At 52.2% G+C, this 22,013-nt stretch carries 18 protein-coding genes; 6 read left to right on the top strand and 12 right to left on the bottom strand.

The features are described from left to right. Window positions 1-93: 93 nt before the first annotated feature. Window positions 94-687 (top strand): glutathione S-transferase family protein, encoded by a 594-nt coding sequence (locus tag H3L95_RS07615; protein WP_040669194.1) that lies wholly within the window; start codon window positions 94-96, stop codon window positions 685-687. A gap of 536 nt (window positions 688-1,223) precedes the next feature. Next, the gene (locus tag H3L95_RS07610; protein WP_003761957.1) at window positions 1,224-1,877 is read left to right on the top strand and encodes a cysteine hydrolase family protein; all 654 of its coding nucleotides are present in this window, start codon (window positions 1,224-1,226) and stop codon (window positions 1,875-1,877) included. A gap of 325 nt (window positions 1,878-2,202) precedes the next feature. On the opposite strand, the gene H3L95_RS07605 is transcribed toward H3L95_RS07610, so the two are convergent. The 3 genes from H3L95_RS07605 to fnr all read right to left on the bottom strand — a co-directional run bounded on the left by H3L95_RS07605 (window position 2,203) and on the right by fnr (window position 6,138). Continuing rightward, window positions 2,203-3,795, bottom strand: coding sequence for an L-lactate permease (locus tag H3L95_RS07605; protein ID WP_003761960.1), 1,593 nt, complete (start codon window positions 3,793-3,795; stop codon window positions 2,203-2,205). A 455-nt stretch (window positions 3,796-4,250) separates the two neighbouring features. After that, window positions 4,251-5,324 (bottom strand): MBL fold metallo-hydrolase, encoded by a 1,074-nt coding sequence (locus H3L95_RS07600; RefSeq protein WP_003761965.1) that lies wholly within the window; start codon window positions 5,322-5,324, stop codon window positions 4,251-4,253. 79 nt (window positions 5,325-5,403) lie between these two features. After that, window positions 5,404-6,138, bottom strand: coding sequence for a fumarate/nitrate reduction transcriptional regulator Fnr (fnr, locus tag H3L95_RS07595; RefSeq protein ID WP_009311137.1), 735 nt, complete (start codon window positions 6,136-6,138; stop codon window positions 5,404-5,406). 143 nt (window positions 6,139-6,281) lie between these two features. On the opposite strand from fnr, the gene hemN reads away from it, so the two are divergent. The 3 genes from hemN (at window position 6,282) to H3L95_RS07580 (ending at window position 8,797) form a co-directional block, all read left to right on the top strand. Further along, window positions 6,282-7,703 carry an oxygen-independent coproporphyrinogen III oxidase gene (gene hemN / locus H3L95_RS07590; protein WP_040669206.1) on the top strand — a complete coding sequence of 474 codons (1,422 nt, stop codon included), beginning with the start codon at window positions 6,282-6,284 and terminating at the stop codon, window positions 7,701-7,703. 286 nt (window positions 7,704-7,989) lie between these two features. Then, window positions 7,990-8,322 (top strand): hypothetical protein, encoded by a 333-nt coding sequence (locus tag H3L95_RS07585; protein WP_003761972.1) that lies wholly within the window; start codon window positions 7,990-7,992, stop codon window positions 8,320-8,322. Window positions 8,323-8,533: 211 nt separating this feature from the next. Continuing rightward, the gene (locus tag H3L95_RS07580) at window positions 8,534-8,797 is read left to right on the top strand and encodes a DUF1289 domain-containing protein (protein WP_003761976.1); all 264 of its coding nucleotides are present in this window, start codon (window positions 8,534-8,536) and stop codon (window positions 8,795-8,797) included. A gap of 66 nt (window positions 8,798-8,863) precedes the next feature. Here the strand turns inward: H3L95_RS07580 and H3L95_RS07575 are convergent, their stop codons facing one another. The 6 genes from H3L95_RS07575 to H3L95_RS07550 all read right to left on the bottom strand — a co-directional run bounded on the left by H3L95_RS07575 (window position 8,864) and on the right by H3L95_RS07550 (window position 17,174). After that, window positions 8,864-10,201, bottom strand: a complete 1,338-nt coding sequence (locus H3L95_RS07575; protein WP_036492995.1) for a sodium-dependent transporter — start codon at window positions 10,199-10,201, stop codon at window positions 8,864-8,866. 365 nt (window positions 10,202-10,566) lie between these two features. Then, a complete protein-coding gene (locus H3L95_RS07570; RefSeq protein ID WP_040669209.1) occupies window positions 10,567-13,119 on the bottom strand; it encodes a right-handed parallel beta-helix repeat-containing protein in 2,553 nt (850 codons plus the stop codon). A 195-nt stretch (window positions 13,120-13,314) separates the two neighbouring features. Continuing rightward, a complete protein-coding gene (locus H3L95_RS07565) occupies window positions 13,315-14,544 on the bottom strand; it encodes an MFS transporter (RefSeq protein ID WP_003761984.1) in 1,230 nt (409 codons plus the stop codon). Window positions 14,545-14,701: 157 nt separating this feature from the next. Then, a complete protein-coding gene (locus H3L95_RS07560; protein ID WP_003761987.1) occupies window positions 14,702-15,328 on the bottom strand; it encodes an alpha-ketoglutarate-dependent dioxygenase AlkB family protein in 627 nt (208 codons plus the stop codon). Then, a complete protein-coding gene (locus H3L95_RS07555) occupies window positions 15,318-16,151 on the bottom strand; it encodes a bifunctional transcriptional activator/DNA repair enzyme AdaA (RefSeq protein ID WP_003761989.1) in 834 nt (277 codons plus the stop codon). Before H3L95_RS07555 ends, H3L95_RS07560 begins: the two co-directional genes overlap by 11 nt. A 175-nt stretch (window positions 16,152-16,326) precedes the next feature. Further along, window positions 16,327-17,174 (bottom strand): IS630 family transposase gene (locus H3L95_RS07550; RefSeq protein ID WP_182096132.1). Its coding sequence is split into 2 segments (ribosomal slippage): window positions 16,327-16,859 and window positions 16,859-17,174, totalling 849 coding nucleotides; the frame shifts between segments, so codons are not numbered across the junction. Window positions 17,175-17,225: 51 nt separating this feature from the next. On the opposite strand from H3L95_RS07550, the gene H3L95_RS07545 reads away from it, so the two are divergent. Further along, window positions 17,226-17,987, top strand: coding sequence for an SDR family oxidoreductase (locus tag H3L95_RS07545; protein WP_003755955.1), 762 nt, complete (start codon window positions 17,226-17,228; stop codon window positions 17,985-17,987). 15 nt (window positions 17,988-18,002) lie between these two features. On the opposite strand, the gene H3L95_RS07540 is transcribed toward H3L95_RS07545, so the two are convergent. The 3 genes from H3L95_RS07540 to H3L95_RS07530 form a co-directional block, all read right to left on the bottom strand. Further along, on the bottom strand, window positions 18,003-18,578 hold the full coding sequence (locus tag H3L95_RS07540; RefSeq protein ID WP_003755956.1) for an NAD(P)H-dependent oxidoreductase: 576 nt from the start codon (window positions 18,576-18,578) through the stop codon (window positions 18,003-18,005). A 281-nt stretch (window positions 18,579-18,859) separates the two neighbouring features. Next, window positions 18,860-19,258, bottom strand: a complete 399-nt coding sequence (locus H3L95_RS07535; protein WP_040667939.1) for a hypothetical protein — start codon at window positions 19,256-19,258, stop codon at window positions 18,860-18,862. Window positions 19,259-19,575: 317 nt separating this feature from the next. Continuing rightward, window positions 19,576-21,621, bottom strand: a complete 2,046-nt coding sequence (locus H3L95_RS07530; RefSeq protein WP_003755960.1) for a TonB-dependent receptor — start codon at window positions 21,619-21,621, stop codon at window positions 19,576-19,578. Between the last annotated feature and the right edge of the window lie 392 nt (window positions 21,622-22,013).

Genomic DNA, 22,013 nt, shown 5'->3' with positions numbered 1-22,013 from the left:
GCTGCTGACAGAAACTGACACAGCCATGAGGTATCCTGACTGGGTTTTAGACAGCCTGCAAACACCTCACCCACAATTGGACAAGGAAACATCATGAGCAAAATCACCCTCTATACTGCAAATCCTTCACGCGGCACCAATGTACGCTGGATGCTGACCGAATGCGGCGCGGATTACGACAACGTGGTGCTGGATTACCCGCAGCTCAAAGAGGCGGACTATCTAGCCATCAACCCGATGGGCAAAGTACCTGCTATCAAACATGCTGGGCAAGTGATTACCGAATTGCCCGCCATTCTCACCTATCTGGCCGAGCTTTTCCCCGAAAAACGGCTGATCTCGGCTGCGGGTACTCCGGAGCGCGGGCAATACTACCGCTGGCTGTCGTTTGGTTCTCAGCTCGAATACGCTATTCTCGACCGCTGGCGTCAGGTGCCGCAGAGCGAGGAATGGCGCCGTTCCCTCGGCTACGGCGATTTCGATACCGCGCTGCATACCCTGCAAACCCTGCTGTCCGACGGCCGCGAATACGCCGTGGGACAATATTTTAGCGCACTCGATATATACTTGACCGCTCTCTTGAGCTGGGGCATGTTCCGCGCCCAAGTGCTGCCGAACGCTGAACCGTTTGCCGGCTATATGCAGCGGCATTTGCAACGGGAAGCGGCGAAGGCGACGTTGAAATAAGGTGCTGCGCAAAAAAAGGCTACCTGAATCTTCAGGTAGCCTTTTTTTGTAGAAATTCCTAGGGACTGTGTTGCACGTTTTATTTGTTTGGGGCTGTGGCGGTTGGTATGGCAAGGTTTTTGTACCGTTTATTTTTGCCATTGGGGAGAAAAATCAGCTTGCGATAGGGATATTGCCAACAATTTTTCGCTTTCTAGAGGCATATTTTTCTTTTAAACAACAGTTTTATTCATGGTGTCCCGTATTTTGAAAATACAGGGGAATCATGGAATTAATAAAAAATTAATGAATAAAAATAATCGCTTAAAAATGATAATTGATTAGAGTGTTAACCTTAAATACAACAAAAATTATATTTACTGCGAGTATTGTTACAAATCTTAAAATATTTACTAGCTATACAACGATTATCCTGATATTATACCGTTCATCATAAATACACCGATTATCGTTAAATTAAACCATTTGTCTGGTCAGTGATTGAACGGAGCAATCCTGATTCTGTTTGCAGAATTAAATATAGAGAGCCATATCTTATGACTACCGTTGCAATCGACATCCAACCGCAATTTCGCTTTACCTGTATGGCTGCTAATGCAACCCATTTTTTGTTGCGTCCGGAAAATATGGTTAATGAACTTAACCGCCAGGCAGCGTTGGCAGATAAAAGGGTTTTAATTGAGAATGTGAGCATTGATCCGGAGAGCATTTGTGCGACCGTCGTCAATCGCAACGGTGTCATGTTTGGTCGACCGTCCGGCTTTTTCAGCCAATGCGCCGGAGGTTGTCGCGGAACGCATTTGCTCCAAGGTTTGCCCTCTCCGGCAGATTACGATCATACGCTCGAATTAAGCGGTAAACATGTTCACGGTGCTTGTTTTCATGAAGCCAATGAGGCAAACAGCACAGGCCTGTTGGAATGGCTGCACGAACAAAAAGCCGATACTGTCATTATTGGCGGATTGGCCATCGAAGAAACTGTCGCCAATACGGCCAAGCAATTGTCTTGGTACAGCGATAATCTTCATATTATTGTCAATCTCGGTGCCTGCCACGGCTACGCGCCTGAAAGCACCATCGAGACTATCTACCAAATGCGGAAAATGGGCATCACTGTTGCTTCGAATGCCGAAGCCATTCCAGAGCTGATGCGTCGTTTCTCCGGCATAAACCAGGTTAAAGTGTCGTAATCTCTTGCTATTACTCCCAGCTGCAAGAGTTTCTTAGGGTCGCCTTTTGGCGGCCCGTTTTTTTATCTGCATTTTTTATAGCGGATTAGCTTTAAACCAGTACGGCGTTGCCTCGCCTTAGCTCAAAGAGAACGATTCTCTAAGGTGCTGAAACACCAAGTGAATCGGTTCCGTACTATCTGTACTGTCTGCGGCTTCGTCGCCTTGTCCTGATTTAAAGTTAATCCACTATATGATGGTAGGGAAGGGGAGTATTGACTAACTGTTTGCTTCATAAAAAAGGTCGTCTGAACATTTTCAGACGACCTTTTGCGTTACAAGGTTCTTACCTTAGAGGGAAGAAAATAATTGCTATGGCGACAGCAATTACACCGTAAATCGCCATGGGGATGACGGTTTTCTTGATAATCGCACCTTCAGCGTTTTTTACGTCCAGTACGGTACATACGGCGATGATGTTGTTGATGCAGACCATGTTGCCCATTGCGCCACCGACGGATTGCAGGGCGAGGATGAGGGTCACGGACAGGCCGGTATCAAGGGCGATTTGTTGCTGAATCGGGCCGAATGTCAGGTTGGATACGGTGTTCGAACCGGAGAAGAATGCACCGATAGCGCCAAGGTAAGGGGAGAAGTAAACCCAGTGTTCGCCTGCCATCGCGGCAAATTCTTTACCGATGATTTTCACCATGGAGTCGTCGCCGCCGACCATCATCAGTTGAACCATAATCAGCGCGCCCATCAAGGCAAGCAGCGGTTTTTTGGTTTGGTTGAACGTTGCAGCGTAGAAAGCCCAGGCGTCTTTGAATTTGGTTTTATAAAGCAGGATACAAATCCAAACGGTAAAGACAAACGGAATCCATGCAGGAACGTAGAGGGTTTGGTAAGACGCGCTGACGCCTTGTCCGAAAATGTTGCCGAAGGTAATGGTCAAAGAGTCGCTGACGGTGATTTTGCTCAAATCAAACGGCAGTTGGAAGCTGAACCATTCTTCTTTGCTGGTCAGCAGGCCTTTGATGCCGAGCTGTTTGATACGGGTAACCACCAGCATGCCGATAAGCATACCCAGAGGGGCAAGTGCTTTGGCGACTTGTGCGAAAGGTACTTTTTCGGCATTCGGGTCTTTCGGATGGTCTTTGCTCAAGCCCCAGCCGTGGTTGGCGGCGAATACTGATACCATCAGGCCGATTGCGCCGGCAACGAGTGATGGGAATTCTTCGTTGACCATCGCCAATGCAACATAAGGAATGGTACAAGAGAAAACGGCGATGCCGATGAAGCCTAAGTTTTTACGGATTTCAGACCAAGGCACGATGAAGCTCAAGCCGATGACGGGAATGACGAAACCTGCGAAGAAGTGCATCACACCAGTTTGTCTGCCGATGGCAAGGATGTTTTCGGCACTCAGGTTTAATGGTGCGAAACCGAACCAAGTCGGCGTACCGACCGCGCCGAAAGATACCGGCACGGAGTTCATAACCAGCGTAAAAATCGCCACTTTCAACGGGTTGAAACCCAGGCTCATCAGAATCGGGGCGGCAATCGCAGCAGGCGTACCGAAGCCGGATGCCCCCTCAATCATAAAGGCGAACGACCAGCCGATAATCATCAGCTGCGCCACAGGATTCGGGCTGATGGTCGCCAGCCATTTGCGGATAATATCGATACAGCCGGTGGTTTCCATCATACGGTTGAACATGATCGCACCGAAAATCACGGTAATCGGCGTCAATGTGGAAACCAGGCCGGACGCTGCGGTTGCGTTGAGCAGCATAGCGTCGTCTTTGAAATAAAACAGCTTGATGGCGTAAATCAGCGCGGCGGTAATCGGCAGCGCGATGTAGGAAGGCATACTGTTTTTCTTAACCATCAGCCAAATCAGCAGGATGATGGGAAAAATGCTGAGGAATAGTGCCATGGTGAATCCTTAAATCGGCGTTGTTTATCAATTTTTATCATGATGTCGGATGAGGGAGAGATACCGAACCTTAATCTGAGAGTAATTATCAAATAAATTGGTAATACCAATTCAAAAGAATGCCGCATACTTTACGTAATACGATGTAATCGGTCAAGTGATTTATACGCGAACCGCGCGTTGCAAAATAAGGTTTTCGGCTGAGGGGAAATTAGTTTTTTATTATCAGAATATTGCAAAACGGATAAACGGGAGAAGGAGAGAAGTGTTGGAAATGCTGCAACAGGTAAATTCAAAAAAGGTCGTCTGAAAACAGCTTCCGCTTCGTCGGTATAGTGGATTAAATTTAAATCAGGACAAGGCGAGGAAACGCCGTACTGGTTTAAAGTTAATCCACTATATTTATGACTTGATGGACCTTGCTGTATTTGTTTTCAGACGACCCCTTGGCAGCTTTATTGTAAAGGTTCGGCAAACCAGTCTTGCGTGGCGGTATCGGCATCGAAGACTTGCCCCATCAGCGGGGTCAGCGGATTCACGCCCAAGCTGCGTGCCAGCGGGATGCTTTGGAGCAGGGGTTCGTTCCAAGCGTGCAATGCCATGGCGTAGGCGCCCCAGTGGATAGGCATGAAGCGTTTTGGGGCAAGCTGCGCGGCATAGCGGGCGGTTTGTTCGGGGAAGAGGTGGTTGTTGGGCCAATGTTCGCTGTATTGCCCGTTTTCGATGAACGCGATATCGAACCCGTTGAATTTTTCGGCGATTTTGTCGAAATGGCTGCCTTGTGCCGAGTCGCCGTGAAAATAGAATTTTTCGCTGCCGTGTTCGATGGCAAAGCTGGACCACAGGGCTTGGTTGTGGTCGGTCAGGGTTCGGGATGAATCGTGGCGGGCAGGTAGTGCGGTGTAGCGGATGCCGTTGCGTTCGGTGCTTTGCCACCAATCGAGTTCGGTAATGCGCTCTTGCGGCACGCCCCATTTTTTCAGCAGTACGCCCATACCGAGTGAGACGATGAAATGGCTGTTGCCTTTTGAATTGAGTGCCTGCACGCTGTCTTTTTCGAGGTGGTCGTAGTGGCTGTGTGAAATCAAGATGACATCGACGGGCGGCAGTTCGTCGATTTCTGCGGGGGCAGGCTGGAAGCGTTTCATGGTGATGGGGATGGGGGAGACGGAATTGCCGAAAACGGGATCGGTAATGACGGTTTGTCCGCCGATCCGCATCAATAGGGTGGAATGTCCGAACCAGACGAAGCGGCTTTTTCCTTCGGGTGCGGTAAGGAAGGTTTGCCAATCGGGCTTGACGGTAGGCAGAGGTTTGGGCGGGCGCGTTGCCTGCGGGTCGGTCAGGATTTTCCAAAATGCGCCGGTCAGGCCGGTCGGTTTCTGCTGCGGTTCGGGGTTGAAGAAGGTTTGCGTTTTCGGGTCGTAATGGTCGCTTGCGGGGTAAACGGGATGTTGGTCGGGATAGAGCCAGTAGGCGAGCAGGGCGCAGACAGCGGTCAAGGCAATGAGTTTTTTCTTGTGTTTCATAATTGGATTTTATGAAGAAGGTCGTCTGAAAATTTTTCAGACGACCTTGGGTTTTGTTTGAAAATGGTCTCGGTATCCATCAGATGGCGTGCGAACAGCCGGACACCATTTTTTTGAGGGCTTGCGAGTCGAGGATTTTGATGTGTTTGTGTTCGACCGAAATCAAGCCTTCGTGGTGGAACTTGGACAGCGTGCGGCTGACGGTTTCGAGTTTCAGTCCCAGATAGCTGCCGATTTCTTCGCGCGACATCCGCAGGATGAAATCGTTGGCGGCAAATCCGCGCGAGTAAAGGCGTTGGGACAGGTTAAGCAAAAACGCTGCCAGACGTTCTTCGGCGCGCATATTGCCCAAAAGCAGCATCACGCCTTGGTCGCGCACGATTTCGCGGCTCATCAATCTGAAAAAATGGCTTCTCAGGCTGGGGATGTTGTGTCCCAGCTCTTCGATGTGGGTGAAGGGCAGCTCACACACTTCGCTGTCTTCCAAAGCCACCGCGTCGCAGCTGTGGACATGGGAACAAATGCCGTCCATACCGATGAGTTCGCCGGACATAAAAAAGCCGGTAACCTGATCGCGACCGTCCTGACTGGCAACCGTGGTTTTGAAAAAACCGGCACGGATGGCAAACAGCGACGCGAAAGGCTCACCGGTGCGGAACAGATATTCACCCTTCTTCAAGCGGCGGCTCTGTCGGATGACCGCGTCCAATTGTGCAAACTCATTGGGCAAAAGCCCGACAGGCAGGCAGAGTTCACGCAGCGAACAGGAAGAACACAGGGTTTTCATCTGATGCATAGCATTGTGTGTGGTCATAAAACACCCTTAAAATTAAGGTTTTTATCCTGTCATGATTACGTAAGTTATTGACACATATCAAGACAGGTTTATCATACTGTGGCATTCTACCAAACTATCCGAAAATTGCCTAACATCATTACTCTAATCACGCACACGCCATGAAAGTAATACCGATACAAAATAATCACAATAGAAACAATGACAAGCCTGAGTTCGATCGCGAACTCATCGCCAGCCTTCCTTCCAGTGGTCCGCGCTACACTTCCTACCCCACAGCCGACCGTTTTCATGACGGATTTCGCGAAGCCGAATATATCAATGCCTTGAATCAGCGCGGTATGGGGGCTTTGAACAAGCCCCTTTCGCTTTATATCCACATCCCCTTCTGCAACACCATTTGTTACTACTGCGGCTGCAATAAAATCATCACCAAAGACAAAAGCCGCGCCGATGCCTACATCGAATACCTTGAAAAAGAAATGGAGCTGCTCGCCCCGCATCTGGGCGGACGGCATCAGCTCGCGCAACTGCACTTCGGCGGCGGTACGCCGACTTTCTTGAGCGACGACCAAATCGAACGCGTATTCCGCATGATACGCAAACATTTCCAACTTATCCCCGGCGGCGAATACTCCATCGAAATCGACCCGCGCAAAGTCAGCCGCGAAACCGTCCTCATGCTCGGCAAGCTCGGTTTCAACCGCATGAGCGTCGGTATTCAGGACTTTGACCCCAAAGTGCAGGCAGCAGTCAACCGCATCCAAAGCTACGACGAAACCAAAGAAGTCATCGATGCCGCCCGTGAAGCTGGGTTCAAATCCGTCAGTGTCGATTTGATTTACGGTCTGCCGCACCAAACCGCCGAAAGCATCAAAACCACCATTGATACTGTATTGTCGCTCGATCCCGACCGTCTCGCCCTTTATCACTACGCCCATCTGCCGCATATCTTCAAGCCGCAACGCCGCATCGATACCGAAGCCGTTCCCGGCAGCGAAGAAAAACTCGATATGCTGCAATACTGCGTTCAAACCCTGACAGAACGCGGCTACGTCTTCATCGGTATGGACCACTTCGCCAAACCCGATGACGAACTTTCCATCGCCCTCAAAGAAGGCTTCCTCCAGCGCAACTTCCAAGGCTACTCGACCTACGCGGACTGCGATTTAGTTGCCATCGGCGTATCCTCCATCGGCAAGATCGGCAGCACCTACTCCCAAAACGAACGCGACATCGATGCCTACTATGCTGCCCTCGATGCCCGACACCTGCCCATCATGCGCGGCTACCAGCTCAATCAGGACGACCTTTTGCGCCGCAATATCATCCAAGATTTGATGTGCCGCTTCGCCTTGGATTACCGAATCTACGAAAGCGTGTTCGGTATCCCGTTCGACCGCTATTTCAAAGACGAACTTGCCGACTTGGAACAACTCGCCTCCCTCGGACTCGTCCGCCTGAAACCGCACGGACTGACCGTTACCCCCAAAGGCCGCTTCCTGATACGCAATATCGCCATGGTGTTCGACTACCACCTGCGCCATAGGGAAACCAAAGCCCAATATTCGCAAACGGTGTAAAGAGGAATAGCAAAGGTCGTCTGAAAATTTTCAGACGACCTTTGTTTTTATTTTCAAGACTTTCGGGTAACATCAAATCATATAGTGGATTAAATTTAAATCAGGACAAGGCGACGAAGCCGCAGACAGTACAGATAGTACGGAACCGATTCACTTGGTGCTTCAGCACCTTAAAGAATCGTTCTCTTTGAGCTAAGGCGAGGCAACGCCGTACTGGTTTAAAGTTAATCCACTATATTTGCCGGTTTGCCGTGATTCAAAGTCAATTTGTTCCAGATACGCCCATATGATTACCGAACAGCAAAACGATATCCTCAGCATCAATCAAGTGCAGCTTCTCCTTGCTGAAAAACGCACGGCACTCGCTGTCATGCGCACGGGTATTGCTGTTTTTGCGCTGCCGTTGTCTATTTTCAGCGCGCTGATTGCGACATCGAAATGGTATGAGGTTGTCGATGTCTGGCCCTTGCTCGCGTTGGTCAGCCTGATGAACATCAGCTTGATTGTTTTCTCGGTCTATCTGATAACCCGATCGCTCCGTAGAATGCACCAATACGACCGAATGATTGCCGATATCAAATACAACAATCAGTCTTTGCGTAAACTGCTTGAGTCATAAAATCCAGACGGTTGGGGTAGGGCATAGGTCGTCTGAAAATCAAATTGATTTGTTCTTAAAACGGGCTATAGTAAAATTCTTACGCGTTCTGCTGTTTATTGTCTTACGTCTTATATAGAAACCCTACGAGATATATGTCGTGTTTGGACGGAAACGGACGCAGTCGGATTTTTGGTTCGCTCCGACCTCTTTTCACAAACGTTTTTAAAATATGGAACAACCTGATTTTTTTCCCATCCCCAGCCCCTGTATCGGCGTCTGTGAAGCCAATGCCAAAGGCTATTGCAAAGGCTGTCTGCGCAGCCGTGAAGAAAGGCTTTATTGGCAAAAAATGACCGATGATCAAAAGCATCAGGTCATGCGTCTTCTCAGTATGAGGAAAACCAAAATCCGCAACCGCCAGCTCGATGCCATGGCAGCGCCAGAAGTCGGTGTGGAGGCGCAAAGCGGGTTTTTGTTTGAGGATGAGGGATAAGGTGATGAAATATAAAAAGGACGGGTTTGCTTCCGTCCTTTTTTATTTGTCGAAAATAGTGGCAAATCAAATGATTTGAAGAGAATTGATGAAGACCACGATAATGGCAATCGGAGCGATGTAGCGCAACGCGCCCAGCCACAGATATAGAAGCGTTTTCGGTACGGTACTGCCCATGCCGGCATGGGTCAAAACGGACTGCCTGTCTTGAATCCAGCCGGTAAAGATGGAGATGCTTAATGCGCATAGCGGCATAATGATGGCAGTAATAATGTAGTCCCATAAATCAAAAATAGATTTATTGAAAATAAGCACATCGCTCCATACGCCGAAGGATAGGGCAGAAGGGATGCCGACGATAAAGATGGCAATGCCGATGGCCCAAGTGTGACGGCTGCGTTTGCGTTCATCTTGGCGGATGGTTGCCGCAATGACGGTTTCCAGCATAGAAAACGCTGAAGTCAGCGTGGCAAAGACAACCAACATCATGAACACGGCAAACAGATAGTTGCCGGACGGAATTTTCATGAATACGGCAGGCAAGACCACGAAAATCAGGCCGGGACCTTGGCTGGGCGTGGCGCCCAATGCGAATACCGCCGGAAAGATGACCAGGCCTGCCAGCAGCGATACCAGCAGGTTCATCCACATAATGATATTGCCCGAGCGGAACATATCCTGATCTTTACCCAAATACGAGGCGTAGGTGATCATTGCCGATACGCCGATACTCAGCGCAAAGAAAGCCTGACCCAGCGCGGTCAGCATCGTTTCCGATTTGATTTTCGACCAATCCGGTTTCAATAAAAAACTGACGCCTTCCATCGCGCCGGGCAAGGTCAGCGAGCGGATGGCCAAAACGATAAACAAAATAAACAATGCAGGCATCAGATAGCGGTTTGCTTTTTCAATGCCGTCAGAGATTCCGCCTTTGACCACCCAAATGGTAATCAGCATGAACAGCCCTTGATAAAGAATCGAACTTGTCGGGTTGGAAATTGTTTTTTCGAATAGGGCGCCAAAATCAACATTCGGGGCAATTTCGCCGGTGAAGCTGTGTACGACATAATTCAAAACCCAGCCGCCGACTACGCTGTAAAACGACAATAAAATGAAGCACGCCGCCACACCGATCCTGCCGACCCAAGGCCAAAGTGAACCGGGACGCAGGGTTTTGAACGAATCGATGGCGTTTTTACCGCCTGTGCGCCCGATATAAAACTCGGCAAGCTGTACCGGCAACGCCACGATAATCGTGAAGATGACAAACAGAAGGACAAAAATTGCCCCGCCGTTCGTACCGGCGGTATAAGGGAATTTCCAAATCGCACCCAAACCGATGGCAGAGCCTGCCGCGGCAAGGACGAAACCGATTTTGGAAGACCAAGAGGATGAATGACTCATAGCGGGATATGTTGAGAAATAAAATTGGCTGAATTGTAACAAAGCGTAGTCGGGGATAATACTGGATGGCGGACGCGGTGGAAAATAACGCATGGATGGTGCGTAGAACGATAAGCTTTTGGCGTGAATTTTTTAAATGGCTATGATTTGAGAAATGATTTAAATTAAAATGTGTAAAAAAAGATATTTTGTGCCAAAAATTGAGAGAGGTCGTCTGAAAGCCGGTTCAGACGACCTCTTGTTTGTGCGGACAGCGTGAACATTTCAGCCTGACTTCTCCATACAGTTACAGCAGCCTAATATCCTGCGGGGTTGGCGTGGAAGTCAGAACCAAACCACGCCGGTTCTGAATTTTCATCAGGCCGCTATAAAATTGCCGGCTGCGTTACGGCATCGTAGTGCTGTACGTTTGCCGTATCGGAACTGTAACTAAAGCTGCCGACTCCGCTGTTGACCGTTTCAAACCCGCCAGTTTGACCGCTTGCCGACAGTTTGTCCAGCAGGGTTTCTACGGTAAATGTCCCTTCGTCCAATCGGAATTCTCCGACAGAAGCAGTGTTGCTGCCTTTGAGATATTGGTTGTCGATGGTGATTTTGCCGCCTGAGTTAGCAATGGTGATTTCCCAATCGATTGCCCCGCTTGCGTCGGTGCTTGCATGGATATGCAAATCTTTGACGGCGATGCCTTGTCCGAATTGGAGGGCGTTGTTGCCGTGATTGTCGGAAATGGTGTCGTGTCCCTCTCCGAAGCAGAAGACATAGGTATCATTCCCTGCGCCGCCATACAGGATATCGTCGTCTAAACCGCCAAACAGTAAGTCGTCGCCGGAGCCGCCATACAGCACGTCTTTGCCCGACTCGCCATAAAAGACATCGTTGTTTTCGCCGCCGAACAACGTATCATTGCCCGCCCCGCCATTGAGATGGTCGTCTCCGCCGTTGCCGAAAATCACATCGTTTCCCGAGTCTCCATTGACGGTATCTCTGCCGTCGCCGCCTCGGACGATATCGTTGCCATCGCCGCCACTGATGAAGTTGGTTCCACCGCTGACGAATACGGTATCGTTGCCGTTGCCGGCATAAATGCTGTCATCGCCGCTTTTGCCGTCAATATGGTCTATGCCGTCTGTGCCTTTGATGCTGTCGCTGCCTGCCGTGCCTGTAATATAGGTCACGTTGACGGATTTGAAGCCGGCGGTTTCGTTGGCGTAATAATAATTTTGATCGGGAATATTGCTGAGTTCCTGACGGGTAATGGAGGTAACTTTTTCCGGATGATCAACGGCGGATGGGTCAGAAACCGCCGCATTTCCGATGATGTTGTTGCCGGATAGGGCGATGCCTTTGCCGTTTGAAATCGGCAATGTCTGAGTAATGACTGTGTCGGACAGGTTGTCGGCGATGATGTTGTTTTCGACTTTGACGTTTTTGATTGCGCCATGCTCTTCTTCAAAGTCGATAGAGCCTTTTTCGCGTCCGTATGTGTCGGTTCGGGTACCGTTGCCGATTAACAGATTGTCCCGAACCGAAATACCTTTTTTGTTCAGGTCAAAATTGTGTCCTTGGAAAACGGTGTTGAGGCGTATGCCCGACCATGCGGCATTGTCGCGAATCAGGTTGCCGGCTACTTCATGTCCGGCGCCGCCGAAGATGCCGATACCTGCCGCGCGCCAGCCAAGTTCGACGGTGTTGTTCAGAAAACGGTTGTTTTCGGCTACTTTGGATTCTGTTTGGTCTGCAATGCTCGACCATGTCGCCAGGCCGTCGTCGCCGTTGCCTCGGATGTTGGAATTGATGACGGTCGAATGGCTGGTTCCCTGCGCAAAATTAATGCCGTCTGCGAGATTGTTCCGGATGAGGGCATTGGAGACGGTCAGCCCGTCTGTGTAGTGCAGTGGGTGTTCATTGTCCACTTTGGCGTAATCGCCGGTCCAGATGCCTACTTCAAAATGCTCAATGGTGATGTCGTGGATGGACGAGCCTTTGCCCAAAGTGCCGGAAATGCCTTTGTAGTTGGCTTGTTGGTGGAAACGGGATGTCAAATTTGAATCCATCGACAGATTACCGAAATCAATATTGTTGCTGCCATGTTCAAACACGATGCCGCCGCCTTTTTTCACTGTGCCGTTTTCAAAAACGGGCGGTTCCTCGCTCGTGAAATGCAGTTTGGTATGCCACCTGCCGGCGCCGCCGATGCTGATTCCTTTAGGGGCATAGATGTGGAGCTGGTGGTCGAAATCAAACTGCCCTTCGGGAATGTAAACGGATTTTCCGGAGGTTTTTGCCGATTCGATTGCCTCCGTCAGGGCTTTCGAATCATCGATTCCGTCGTTTGCTTTTGCGCCGAAATCGGTAATGCTGACGCTGTTTGCGGGCTGTTTGATCGCGGCAGGGGTTTTTTCCAATTCAACGAAGTCGATACCGACCGGGGTGTTGCCTGATTGGTTGACGATGGTAACGGTGTCGCCGCTTTGAATGGATGTATTTTTCAACAGCGTACCCGCTTCGTCGAACTGGAAGCGGGCGACACGGTCGGCAGCAGGCGTATCGTGGATTTTGATGTCTTCGCCTTTGTGGTGTTCATAATTTTCCAAATACTGCCAGTTGTGTTTTGATGATAAATCGAGGTTGGCTACGGGTTTGCCGTTTACTTGGATTTCAACTTTGCCGGTTGCCCCGTCGGGAACGGTATAGCGGAGGGTGGCGGCATCCGCATCCGCCTTTGCTGTAAACGAAACGGCGGCATTGACCGGCAGGTCAACGTAAGACTGTTTGCTGGCTTCGTGGGCAGTGGAGTGTATGGAAGAGGCTTTTTTGACTGTTGCACCTGTTGAGAGTGTGCCCTGGTCGGCTTCATAAGTCGTGTATGCGGCTTTGGCACCGTAGCGGGAAGGGTCGTAGGTAACAGTTTCTGACATTAATATGTTCCTTTTGAAATGGTCTGCCATTTTGAACGGTAAAACATAATAGGCAATGCAACCGCTGAAAAGTTCTATGTCGATTTAAAAGGAAACGTCGTCTGAAAGTGGGGATCGCTCAGAAGGGTTGTAGATGATGTGTCCTGTTTTTATTCGGGAAACCGTTGGCACTTCAAATACGAAGGTACGGAGTTTTCATGACGGCTCGTCTGAATCAAACAGGCTTCGGCACGCATACAGCAGCCCGCCCACCAATACGGCTAGGCCCACCGCCGCCCAATACGCATCGGCATAGCCGACCGACTTTGCCAGCCGCAGGGCGGCGAAACCGGCCGCGTAACTGCCGAGCAGAACCACGGAAAATTGCAGGCTGCTGTCGAGTGCGGCGGTGGCGCGGTCGGATTTGTCCATTACCAACGCCAGTATCACCGGCAGCAGCAGCGTGTAGCTCAGGCTCAGGGCGATGATTTGCGCGGGAGGCAGCCAAGGGTGGACACGGGCGAGCGCGTCGATGGCGGTCATGGACGCCAAAAGCGGCAGTTGCAGCGCGTAGAGCAGGAACACGAGTTTGCGGCGCGGATAATTGCGCGAAAACCAGCCCGACAGCGGCGTCACAATCAGGCAGGCAACAGGAATGCCCACCGCCAGAATCCCGCCCGTCTGCTTCGGAGTGAAGCCCAAATCCGCCAGCTTGGGCACAAAAGTCGCCGCCGCAAACGCATACGGTGCGGCAACGGTAAACAGCAGCACCAGCCACCGCCAGCCCGTTTCAGGCCGCCGCCAAAAGGAGACCAGCCGTGCCGCCAACGCCGTCAAACCGCCTTGCGCCGTCGGGCTTTCCGGCTCGCGGTAGCACAAGAGTTGCAGCAGCATCAGCAGGGTGAATGCCAGCATAAATCCCGCCGCCGTCTGCCCGTATTCCTGATACAGCCACAACACCAGCGCGCCGCCGATCATCTTGCCGCCGCGCGCCGCCATCGTCTGAATCACGCCGCCGAAGCCGCGTTCGCGGTGCGGCAGGACGATGCACGACAAGCCCAGCATCGCGCAGCCGTATACCGCCGACATGGCCGAGAGCAAAACGCAGCAGGCCAGAAGCAGCGGGAAGTTCTGCGTGATGTCGGTACAGGCCATCAGCCCGAACACCACCGAAAGCCCCAGCGTCGCCGCCAGCAGCCAGCCGCGAAACCGCCCGAACCGCCCCGCCGGCCGCCGCTCCATCAGCGCGGCAAACAACACCTTCGCCGCTTCGATACCGCCGATTAAATGTATCCAGCTCAATTGGTTCAGGCTGTAACCGTGGTTTTTCAAAATAGCGACCAGCGCGACCAGATAAAAACCGGTCAGCGTGAATTTGTAGGTGCTGCCGCCGATAAGCAGCAGCCAGTCGCGCGGGGCAGGGGATGTCGGGGTTTGTTGGGACATGGATGACTCCCTATTGCGAGTGTACGGGAATGATGTGGGTGCGGTAGGTCGTCTGAAAAACGTTTCAGACGACCTACGGCTTTTCTGTTTTACATTTTCAAGCAGTTTTTCAGACGACTTTCGGGGGCTGTCTGAAATGGAAAAAAGCAGCCCCTTTTTATCCTTTCATCACCCGAAACGTCAGATTAATCCGCGGCTCTTGGATACGGGTGCTTTTCAGGATGGTGTGCAGCCAGTGTTTCTGCGTTTCGCCGTGCATGACGATGAGCTGACCGTGTTCCAGCCACATTTCGCGTTTTTCCTTGCTTTCTTTGTGTTTGAAGGCGAATTTGCGCGTTGCGCCGAGGCTGAGGGAGGCGATGGCGCTGTCTTTGACCAGCCCCTGCCCTTCGTCGCTGTGCCACGCCATGCCTTCGTTGCCGTTGTTGTAGCGGTTGAGCAGGCAGGAGTTGAAGTGGGTGGGGCAGATGTCGGCGATGGCGGCTTCCACGCGGTTTTTGAGTTCGGGCAAGACGCCATCCCACGGCAGGGCGATGCGGTTTGCGCCGGAATAACCGTAGTTGTAGGACGTGTCGCCGTACCACGCGACTTCGCGGGCGGTGATGATGTGTTTGCCGTATATCACGGCTTCGTCGTGCCGCCAGGGAATATCGCGCTGCAAAATTTCAAAATAACGGTCGGCTTCGGCGATGGTGAAAATCCGTCCGAAATTGCTGACGATGCCGTCGTAGGGCAGCAGGTTGGCGTGCGGGTTGGCGGTTTCTGGGAAGAGGTCAAGCGTCATCAGCGTCTCCCAATTCGTGCGCCAATATCGCCATTTTGCGCCCGCGTTGCCAGCGGTAGCCGCCGATGATGCCGTTTTCGCGGATAACGCGGTGGCAGGGGATGAGTAATGCAACGGGATTCTGCCCGATGGCCGTCCCAACGGCTCGCGCGGCGTTGGGCGAACCGACGGCCTGCGCCACTGTGCCGTAGCTTTGCAGGCTGCCTGCGGGAATATCGAGCAAGGCCTGCCATACTTTGAGCTGGAAGGGTGTGCCTTTGATGTGCAGGGTAATGCGGCCGTGCCGGGTGCGGAAGATGTCAGCGACCTGGCGGTGGAATGCGGTTTCCCGTTCGGTTAGGCGGGCGTTCGGATATTCGGCGCGCAATTCGTCCAGTGCGGCGGAGGGGTCGTCTGAAAAACGCATGAAGCAGATGCCTTTGTCTGTTGCCGCTGCCAACAGGTCGCCGAAGGGGCCGGGAATCAGGCTGTAATGGATTTGCAGGCCTGCTCCGCCGTTTTTGTATTCACCCGGAGTCATTTTTTCGATGCCGACAAATAAGTCGTGCAGCCGCCCCGTGCCGCTCAGTCCGCCGCTGTGCGCCGCTTCCGCCACGCTTTCGCTGTTTTTCAGGGCTTCTTTGGCACGGCTGATACTGATGTGTTGCAGCATTTTTTTCGGGCTGATGCCCGCCCATGCGGAAAATTCGCGCTGCAAATGCTCGGGGCTGACATGAACCACTGCCGCCACCTGAGCCAAATCGGGCTGCTCGGCGGCATGGTCGTAAAGGTATTCGATGGCGCGGGCAATGCGGAGGAATTGGCGGGTTTGATTTAAGTTCATAAATTATCCTGTCGTTGTATGGGATAGGATAGCCTGAAAGCCGACAAGAAACGACCCGATTATTGATGGAAAAATTGTTTGTCTGTCTGAAATTCATCAATAATCGGGTCGTCTTTATATCGCGACTTCCTTAAACTTGCATCGTCTTTAACCGCACATGTAAGGAAAGTTATAGTCAATTAAAATCAAAATAGGACAGCAGCGCATCGTCAAATCGGGCGTAATCAGACAATACGGTTCGCAGATACCGCTTAATATTCGCCCACACCTTTTCAATCGGGTTGAGCTCAGGTGAATAAGGTGCAAGAGGCAATACCTTATGTCCTAATTTTTCCGCCATTTCCCGTAAGACACCCATACGGTGAAATCGTGCATTATCTAAAATAATCACCGATTTTTGAGTCAATGCGGGCAGTAGGCATTGCTGAAACCACGCTTCAAAAAAGACTCCGGTCATCGTATTTTGATAAACCATCGGAGCAATCAGCCGGTTGCCGACTTGTGCGGACACCAGAGATAAGCGTCGGTATCTTTTTCCACTTATCTGCGCTTTCACTATTTGCCCTTTCGGGCTGCGGGCATAGGGGCGGAACAGGTAGCGGTCAAATCCTGTTTCATCCAAATAAACACGTTGGTAGTCGGAAAATTCGGCCAGCTGTGTCAAATAATGCGTTACTTTGGCCGGATCTTGTTCTTTGTAAGTGGTGGTCTTTTTTTGCGCGTCATCCCCATCTGTTTGAGTGCATAGCAAACGGTGGCTGCCGTACAATCAAAATGTTTGGCGATTTCATGCAGATAGGCATCCGGATGTTGCCCAACATATTGAGCCAGTTTTTGCCTATCCAATTTGACGGCATTTAGACCGGTAACTTGATGTTTTAGGCTGCCTGTTTGTTTTTTAAGGCGAATCCACAGGTAAAGCGTGTTTCTTGACAGGTTAAACGTTGCTGCGGTTTGGCTGATGTTTTTGCATTGTTCGTAATAGTTTAAAGCTTTGTTTCTTAAGTCCGCAGAGTATGCCATGGTTAGACCTTCAAAGTTGAGTATTGTACCATTTTGTTTTTAATTGACTATATGTCAAACCTGTTGAATTTGAAAAATAAAACCGCCGCCGTTATCGGCGCGTCGTCGGGTATCGGTCGCGCGGTTGTGCTGTTGCTGGCGGAGCACGGCGCAAACGTTGTCTTATGCGCCCGCCGTACCGACAAACTGGAGGAAACCGCAGCCCTGATTCGCTCGCGCGGCGGACGAGCTGTTGCTGTTGCAGGCGACGCGGTGCTGCCTGAAACGCATGAAGCCGTCGTCCGCACGGCGGAACGCGAGTTCGGTGGCCTAGATATTGCCGTCAACAATGCAGGCATTATCGGTGCATACAAACCCTTGGCCGACATCTCGCCCGACGAATGGCGCGATACGTTGGACGGTAACCTAACCGCTGCCTTTCTTGGCGCGCGCAGCCAAATTCCCCTTATGCTCGCACGCGGTGGTGGCGCGATTGTGTTCACGTCCAGCTTTGTCGGCACCAGTTGCGCCCTGCCTAACAAAACCGCCTACGGCTGCGCCAAAGCCGCACTTGCCGCTCTGGCAAAAGGCATTACCGCCGACTATGCAGCCCAAGGTATCCGCGCCAATGCCTTGCTTCCCGGCGGTACGGATACGGAAATGATGACTACCGACCCGCAGCAGCGGGCATGGGCGGAAGGGCTGCATGCGGTCAAACGCATCGCCCGACCCGAAGAAATTGCCGCCGCGATTTTGTTCCTCGTCAGCCCGATGGGCAGTTTTGTAACGGGTGCGACCTTGTTTGCCGACGGTGGAAATTCGGCGGTGAAGTAATAGACCGTCTGAAGATTAAACGCTTCGGCTCAAATCTGCCAAAAACGCCTGCCGCTGTTCGTCGGTGGATTTGTCCATATTGCCGAAGTTGAGCCAACGGCGTTTGGCGATACCGATGCCTTTGAGCGTGTGCCCCACCATCGCTTTGCCGATGCCGTTGCCGCCAAACCATTTCAGATACCATGTGGGGGCGGTGGACGTGCTGATGACCAGTGCTTCTTTGATGTGGGATAGGTTGCCTTTCAAGCCTGTGGCAGTCGGGACGTAGGCGAATGTTTTCAGGAAAACTTTGTCTTCAAACCCTTTGACGATGGCGGGCATATCCGCCCACCAGATCGGAAAGATAAAAATCAGGCGGTTGGTGGTTTTCAAGAGTTCCTGATAATGCAAAACCAGCGGGTCAAGGGCTTTGCCTTGGTTGAACAGGGCAAGCTCTTCTTTGGTGTAGGCGGGGTTGAAACCGTCTGCGTATAAGTCGATCAGTCGGTATTTTTCGCCCTTTTCGTCCAACAGTTGCTGCACGCGTCGCAAAATGCCGTAATTGAAGCTTTGATCGTACGGGTGGGCATAAATGATTGTGGTAAATGACATTTTTGTACTCCTGAAAGTCAGTTGCCGAGTGTTCCCATGCTATCAAACGAATGTCGGTTTGCTCAAATCCGTATCGGGCAGGCAAGGCCGGATGATATAGTGGATTAACTTTAAACCAGTACGGCGTTGCCTCGCCTTAGCTCAAAGAGAACGATTCTCTAAGGTGCTGAAGCACCAAGTGAATCGGTTCCGTACTATCTGTACTGTCTGCGGCTTCGTCGCCTTGTCCTGATTTAAATTTAATCCACTATAAAGCCGCTGCCGGAGTACGGATTCTGTTTTCAGACGACCTTCAACGCTTCTTCCGCCTTTTGCAGGGCGGTTTGCTCGTCGGCTTCGACGATGTAGTTCACGCCCAGCGCGGGAGCGAGTTTGGACGATTGTTCGAGGAAGAACGCCAGTTGCGCCGCATCGGGTTCGATGAGGAGCATGGCGGCGCAGCGTTCGGCGAGTTGCGGCCGGTGTGCCTTTATCCATTCGATGTAGGTTTTGCGGTCGGCAATGCGCTGTTCGTCGCTCACCTGCCGCCGCATAGGGGTGCAGACGGTGGCGAAGCGGCAGTTTTGGTTTAACAGGGTTTCGAATTCGGCCAGCCAGTCGGCGAAGTCGGCGACGTGGGTCAGGTCGGTCAGATAGATGGTGCCTTCGGGCAGGGTTTTGACGGGGGTGAAGTAGTGCATGGGATTCCTTTGGGTGTTTTGGGGGTTGGGCGCAGGTTGGATATTGTTGATGATTAGACTTCTTGTGCCGTCATTCCCGCGCAGGCGGGAATCCAGACCCATCCGCACAGAAACTTATCGGATAAAGAAGTGTCTTCGAGTCTCCATTCTGGATTCCCGCCTGCGCGGGGGTAGCGAAGCGGACTTGCGTAAGCTAATGACGGCAGTCGGTTGTTACGGCCGTTTCAGACGACCTTCGTTATTCCAGTAACCGTAGGTATAGGGCATTGATGCCCGACCTACGTTTTTTCAGACGACCTCTATCATTTCAGCACCGCCTAAAACTTCCATTCCGCGCTCACGCCGACGCTTCTGGGGCGTTGGTAGAGCGCGTCTTGGCGGTCGGCGCTGGAAATGAATATGGGTCGGCGGCGGTTGAGCACGTTGTCGGCGTAGAGTGAGACGCGGCCTTGTTTGAAGTTGTAGGCGGTGTAGAGGTTGACTTGGTTGTACGCGCCGATTTTGCCTGATTCGGCATTGTCGGCGGCGGAGTAGTAGCCGCCGTAGAAGCGTACGTCGCCGCCGGCTTCCCAACCTTTGTCGTTCAGGTATTTCACGCCGATGTTGGCGGTGTATTTGGGCGCGCGGCCGAGTTTGTTGCCTTCGATGCCGCTGTCGGGATAGCTTTTGATTTTGGTGTTGAGCAGCCCCAGTCCGGTGGTGAGTTTCAGGCTGTCGGTCGCCTGCCAGTCGGCGGCGAGTTCTGCGCCGTAGGTGTGGACTTTTTTGGCGTTGCGGATGACGACGGAGTTGGTGCCGAGATAGAAGGGGAGCTGCATGTCGCGGTAGTGGTTCAGGAACAGGTTGCCGGAGAGTTGCAGGCGGCGGTCTGCGCTGCGCCAGCGGGTGTACCACTCGTAGTTGTTCACATATTCGGGTTCATAAGTGTAGGTTACGACGGGGCGGCCGAAGGTAATGCCCGCGCCGCCGGGGTTGTAGCCGCGCGCGGCTTTGATGCCGCTGACCCATTGGTCGGTGGGTTTGAAAGCGATGTCGATTTTGGGCAGGAACACGGTCTGGCCTTTGTCTAAATCAAGGTGCAGCGCGCCGCTGCCGCCGCTTCGTTTGTGCGTTTCTTTTTCAAGGCGGGCGGCGGCCGTGATGTCCCATTTTTCGCTGGGGCTGTATGTGGTTTCGGCAAACAGGGCGCGCACGCTGTTGCGGTCGTCAAAGGTGTTGCGGCCGCCGACGCTGCGGATATCTACCCATTCGTCTTGTTTGCTGCGGAAGTAGTGCAGTCCGGCAAGGCCTTTCAGACGGCCTTTGTTGGAAAAATGCAATACCGGCTCCCATTGCAGTTCGCGGCCTTTGAGTTCGGCGGGCACGCCTTGCGGGCTGACGGTCATCGGCAGGTGCAGCCGCTCGTTGTGGTAGCGGCCGTAAACCAGTTTGTTTTCCAGTTTCAGATAGTCGTTAAGCTGCCACGATACGTCCCAGATGCCCGATGTCGAGCCGGTTACGAACACGGGCTTTTCTTTTAAAAAACGGCGGCTGGCGGTGTTGCCCATGATTTCGTTTTGCGGCGCGCGCGAACGGATGTGGTTCAGTGTCAGGCGACTGTAAAAATCGGGATGGTTTTCGGGCGTGAGCAGGAGTTTGAAGCGCACGTTGGTGTTTTCCACGCGGCGCGGGTTGCCGGTCGGTTCGTAGGACACGAACGGTTCGTAGCTTTCGCGCTGCTGCCGCTCCGCGCTCAGGCGGAAGGCAAGGTTGTTTTTTACAATCGGGCCGGACACGACGCCGGCGACATTGCGTGTTTTCTGGTTGCCCAAACCCAAGCGCAGCGCGCCTTCCCATTCGTCGGTCGGGTCTTTGGAGCGCATCACCACAGCGCCAGCCACCGCGTTCTGTCCGCGCACATGGCTTTGCGGCCCGCGCAAGACTTCCACCTGCTGCATGTCCCATAGCGACTGCGTGCCGAAGGCGAATTCATTGTAAGTGGCGGAGCGGCCGTCTATGGACAGGTTCAGGCGCGGCCGCGTGCCCGCGAAAAACGCCACCGCGCCGACGGCAGGGCCGGAGCCGTCCACGCCGCGCACGGTCGGCAAATCGTTGCCGCTGCCCAAGTCCACCGTGTTCACGGTTTGTTTGAGCAGGTCGGTCGCGGCAAGGTTGTGGCCGCTGCGGTCGATGTTCGGCGTGGTGAAAACGCGGTTGGACGTGTCGGTTTCAAAGCCGCTGCGGTTGGTGCGTTCGCCGGTTACGACGACTTCTTCCAACTGCACCTGTTCCGCATCTTGCGCCGCATCGGCGGCATGAATCCATTCGGAGGCAAAGGCGGCGGCAAGCAGCAGCGGCAGGCGGCGGAGGGTAGGTTTCTGCATTTCCTTATCCTTTCAGACGGCATACGTCGGGGCGGATTGAACATCAGACAATCCAACCGCTCCGTCAGTATGCAAATATTTGTTGTTTACACATTTACATAAAACAAACTATTAATGTAAAGTATAAGAAACAAAAAACAGGAATGCAAGTGTTTATCATTCACTTTACTTCCTCCCTTTTTATAGTGAACCATCAAAAACAATTCCCTCTCTCGTTCGGCGGGAGAAGGTTGGGGGAGGGGGCGGTCTTTATGAATTTGGCTTGCTAAGCATCCGACAGCCCTCATCCGTAGGACGGAGCGGAGGATAAGGAAAGAGGCCGTCTGAAACGCCGCCATATTGCCATTGCCGCCGTGGGGAAATATGATGGGTATCCGACTTGCGGATAACTT

The sequence above is a fragment of the Neisseria sicca genome, assembly GCF_014054945.1.
In the GTDB taxonomy this organism is placed as follows: domain Bacteria; phylum Pseudomonadota; class Gammaproteobacteria; order Burkholderiales; family Neisseriaceae; genus Neisseria; species Neisseria sicca.
The sequence above is the reverse complement of the archived record's forward strand: the minus strand, read 5'-3'. Positions and strand labels throughout refer to the sequence as shown.

What these genes read in the sequence shown, in the direction of transcription:
- hemN (WP_040669206.1), top strand. Translation starts at nt 6,282, where the DNA reads ATGAAAGTAATACCGATACAAAATAATCACAATAGAAACAATGACAAG.
- H3L95_RS07575 (WP_036492995.1), bottom strand. Translation starts at nt 10,201, where the DNA reads ATGAGTCATTCATCCTCTTGGTCTTCCAAAATCGGTTTCGTCCTTGCC.
- H3L95_RS07565 (WP_003761984.1), bottom strand. Translation starts at nt 14,544, where the DNA reads ATGTCCCAACAAACCCCGACATCCCCTGCCCCGCGCGACTGGCTGCTG.
- H3L95_RS07560 (WP_003761987.1), bottom strand. Translation starts at nt 15,328, where the DNA reads ATGACGCTTGACCTCTTCCCAGAAACCGCCAACCCGCACGCCAACCTG.
- H3L95_RS07570 (WP_040669209.1), bottom strand. Translation starts at nt 13,119, where the DNA reads ATGTCAGAAACTGTTACCTACGACCCTTCCCGCTACGGTGCCAAAGCC.
- H3L95_RS07585 (WP_003761972.1), top strand. Translation starts at nt 7,990, where the DNA reads ATGATTACCGAACAGCAAAACGATATCCTCAGCATCAATCAAGTGCAG.
- H3L95_RS07540 (WP_003755956.1), bottom strand. Translation starts at nt 18,578, where the DNA reads ATGTCATTTACCACAATCATTTATGCCCACCCGTACGATCAAAGCTTC.
- H3L95_RS07530 (WP_003755960.1), bottom strand. Translation starts at nt 21,621, where the DNA reads ATGCAGAAACCTACCCTCCGCCGCCTGCCGCTGCTGCTTGCCGCCGCC.
- fnr (WP_009311137.1), bottom strand. Translation starts at nt 6,138, where the DNA reads ATGACCACACACAATGCTATGCATCAGATGAAAACCCTGTGTTCTTCC.
- H3L95_RS07615 (WP_040669194.1), top strand. Translation starts at nt 94, where the DNA reads ATGAGCAAAATCACCCTCTATACTGCAAATCCTTCACGCGGCACCAAT.
- H3L95_RS07600 (WP_003761965.1), bottom strand. Translation starts at nt 5,324, where the DNA reads ATGAAACACAAGAAAAAACTCATTGCCTTGACCGCTGTCTGCGCCCTG.
- H3L95_RS07535 (WP_040667939.1), bottom strand. Translation starts at nt 19,258, where the DNA reads ATGCACTACTTCACCCCCGTCAAAACCCTGCCCGAAGGCACCATCTAT.
- H3L95_RS07580 (WP_003761976.1), top strand. Translation starts at nt 8,534, where the DNA reads ATGGAACAACCTGATTTTTTTCCCATCCCCAGCCCCTGTATCGGCGTC.
- H3L95_RS07555 (WP_003761989.1), bottom strand. Translation starts at nt 16,151, where the DNA reads ATGAACTTAAATCAAACCCGCCAATTCCTCCGCATTGCCCGCGCCATC.
- H3L95_RS07545 (WP_003755955.1), top strand. Translation starts at nt 17,226, where the DNA reads ATGTCAAACCTGTTGAATTTGAAAAATAAAACCGCCGCCGTTATCGGC.
- H3L95_RS07605 (WP_003761960.1), bottom strand. Translation starts at nt 3,795, where the DNA reads ATGGCACTATTCCTCAGCATTTTTCCCATCATCCTGCTGATTTGGCTG.
- H3L95_RS07610 (WP_003761957.1), top strand. Translation starts at nt 1,224, where the DNA reads ATGACTACCGTTGCAATCGACATCCAACCGCAATTTCGCTTTACCTGT.